Consider the following 2,811-nt stretch of genomic DNA (forward strand, 5'->3'; position numbering starts at 1 on the left):
CTGTCCGCTACAGACAGGGACGCTTGGTGGGCCGGATGCAGTCGTTGGGACACGATCTCCGGCAGGAGGCGATACTCGAGACCCTGACCCAGGACGCTCACAAATCCAGTGATATCGAGGGCGAGCGGCTCGACCTGGAACAGGTCCGCTCGGCTGTCGGGCGTCGCCTCGGCATGGACATCGGCGGCCTCCGCCATGCGGAAGACGAGGTCGAGGGCGTGGTGGAGATGATGCTGGACGCAATCGGCAACTATGACCAGCCCCTGACAGTGGACCGGCTGTGGGGCTGGCAGGCGGCTCTCCTCCCGACCGGGCGTAGCCGGATGCGACCGATCATCGTGGGCGGCTGGCGTGACGACCGTACCGGACCCGATGCAGGTGATCTCGGGGCCCATCGGCAAGGAGCGAGTGCACTTCGAAGCACCCCCGGCGGAGCGGATCGACAGCGAGATGGACGCTTTTTTCAGATGGTTCAACGAGCCTTCGGATACTGACGAGATCCTCAGGGCGGCGCTGGCGCACCTGTGGTTCGTGACCATCCATCCCTTCGACGACGGCTACGGACGCATCGCCCGGGCGATTGCTGACATGGCCCTCGCCCGCTCGGAGGGCAGCTCACAACGCTTCTACAGCATGTCATCGCAGATCCGGGTGGAACGCCGCGGCTACTACCGGATCCTCGAGCGAACCCAGCAGGGAACACCGGACATCACGGAGTGGGTGGAGTGGTTCCTGGCGTGCCTCGGCCGAGCCATCGACGGAGCCGAGACCACCCTCGCATCCGTGCTCACCAAAGCCCGCTTCTGGCAACAGGTCGAAGGCGTCCCGCTCAATGCGCGCCAGCGCAGGGTTCTCGGCCGACTCCTGGACGGTTTCGAGGGCAAGCTGACCAGCTCGAAGTGGGCGAAGCTAGCCAAATGCTCCCAGGACACCGCCCTGCGCGACATAACAGCCCTGGTAGACCGCGGAATCCTCGTCCGAAGCTCCGCACGGGGTCGTAGCACCAGCTACTCGCTTCACTCGGGTTGAGCCGCTACGCCCCCCTGTAGCATCCGGCGAGGGTTGCCGGACGCCCCGAGACCACGTCTCGGGAACCGGCGACCGCATGGGAACCGGCAGGACACGGGCAAGCAGGAGGCGATTCGTGCAACGAAGGGACATGGAGTTGCTCCGCGGAGCGATCGACATGCACGCCCACAGCGCTCCCTCCCTGTTTCCCCGCCCCATCACGGACCATGACCTGGGCCGCTTCGCGCTCGACTACGGGATGCGCGGCTTCGTCATGAAGGACCATGACAGCGCCACATTCCACCGCGCCGCTCACCTCAAACGCACCGAACCCGGCATCGACCCCATCGGCGCCATCGTGCTGAACCGCTCGGTCGGCGGCATCGACCCCTACGTTGTGGAGGCCGCCCTCCAGTACGGGGCCAGGGTGGTCTGGATGCCCACCAACCACTCGAAGCATCACGATGACTACTACGGAACCCCGGACTACCCCCAACTGGGCCGCCGGCAGCCGCAACTCCCGGGTCCGGGTGTCACCGTCCTCGACGGGAACGGCCGCCTAACCGGCGACGCCAGGACGGTGATCAGGCTGGTGGCCGACGCGGGCGCGTGCCTATGCACGGGCCACCTCAGCCTCGAGGAGACCCGCTTGGTGGCCGCGGAGGCCAACCGGGTGGGACTCGAGAGGCTGCTGGTCACACACGTGAACCTGAGCTTGACCAAGTACGACCTCGACGTCCAGCGGGAGTTGGTCGCAGGCGGCGCGTACCTCGAGATCGTGGCCGTCACCTGCGTGTCGGAGTTGTTCGGCGAGCAGACCCCGGCGGAGCTGGCGCCGATCATCGACGCCCATGCCGGAGAGCGGCTGATCCTCAGCTCGGATCTGGGCCAGGCCTCGGGACCGCCGCATCCGGAGGGGATGCGGATGCTTCTCCGCTCGCTTCTCGACGAGGGTGTGGACTACGGCGCCCTGGAGAAGATGACCAAGGAGAACCCGGCGTTCCTGACCGGCCTGGGCTGAGGGGATACCTTTCTCGGGGCCGGACCGTGACCTCCCGGCAGTACAGCTAGCGGGCGCTTCCAAGTAGCATCGGAAGGGCCGCAGCCGGGGAGATCGGACATGGAGCGGAGCGAGGCCGAAACGGCATTGAGCACGGTCGAGGAGCGGTTGGACTCGGACCCCGCGGCTGGGCTGGCCGGATCGGGCTTCTGGAAGGTCGTCTCCGTCGCCAAGCAGAGCCCGGACCTGGCGATGGAGTTCGCCGGGCGGATCGCCGCCATCGATCGCACCGCCTTCGAACGGTGGGCCCTGCTCACCGTCCCCCTCAGAGTGGGCACCCTCGCCGCCCTGGTGGGAACCGTGGTGGGGCTGGTGCTGGTCGGCCTGGCATACAGCACGCCCGAACCGTGGAACGGCCTGCTCCTGCTGGCCGGGGCCGGCGTCATGCTGGTGACCACCCACGGCCTGGCCCACCTGGTGGTGGGCCGGCTGGCGGGGATCCGATTCACCCACTGGTTCATCGGCACCATCGCCCGACCGCAGCCCGGCGTGAAGACCGACTACGCCACCTACCTGACCACCGCTGCCCGGAGGAGAGCCTGGATGCACGCCTCCGGCGCCCTGATGACCAAGGTCCTGCCCTTCGCCCTCCTCCCCGCCGCCCTGATAGCCGGAGTCCCCACCTGGGCCACGATCCTCCTGGTGGTCATAGGCGTCGTGTCGGTCATCACCGACATCCTCTGGTCCACAAAAGTCGGCGACTGGAAGAAGTTCCGCCGCGAGATGTCCTTCGCCAAGCCCTA

The 2,811-nt window shown here is 67.2% G+C and carries 2 protein-coding genes and 1 pseudogene; all 3 read left to right on the top strand.

The window, feature by feature from the left end; genetic code table 11:
- A pseudogene (locus OXK16_10990) lies at nt 1–1,029 on the top strand (Fic family protein).
- A gap of 115 nt (nt 1,030–1,144) precedes the next feature.
- The gene (locus tag OXK16_10995; protein ID MDE0376475.1) at nt 1,145–2,029 is read left to right on the top strand and encodes a DUF6282 family protein; all 885 of its coding nucleotides are present in this window, start codon (nt 1,145–1,147) and stop codon (nt 2,027–2,029) included.
- A gap of 99 nt (nt 2,030–2,128) precedes the next feature.
- Nucleotides 2,129–2,811, top strand: a 683-nt coding sequence (locus OXK16_11000; protein ID MDE0376476.1) for a hypothetical protein, incomplete at its 3' end; no start/stop codon positions are given.

This window comes from bacterium, from assembly GCA_028821235.1.
Classification (GTDB): domain Bacteria; phylum Actinomycetota; class Acidimicrobiia; order Spongiisociales; family Spongiisociaceae; genus Spongiisocius.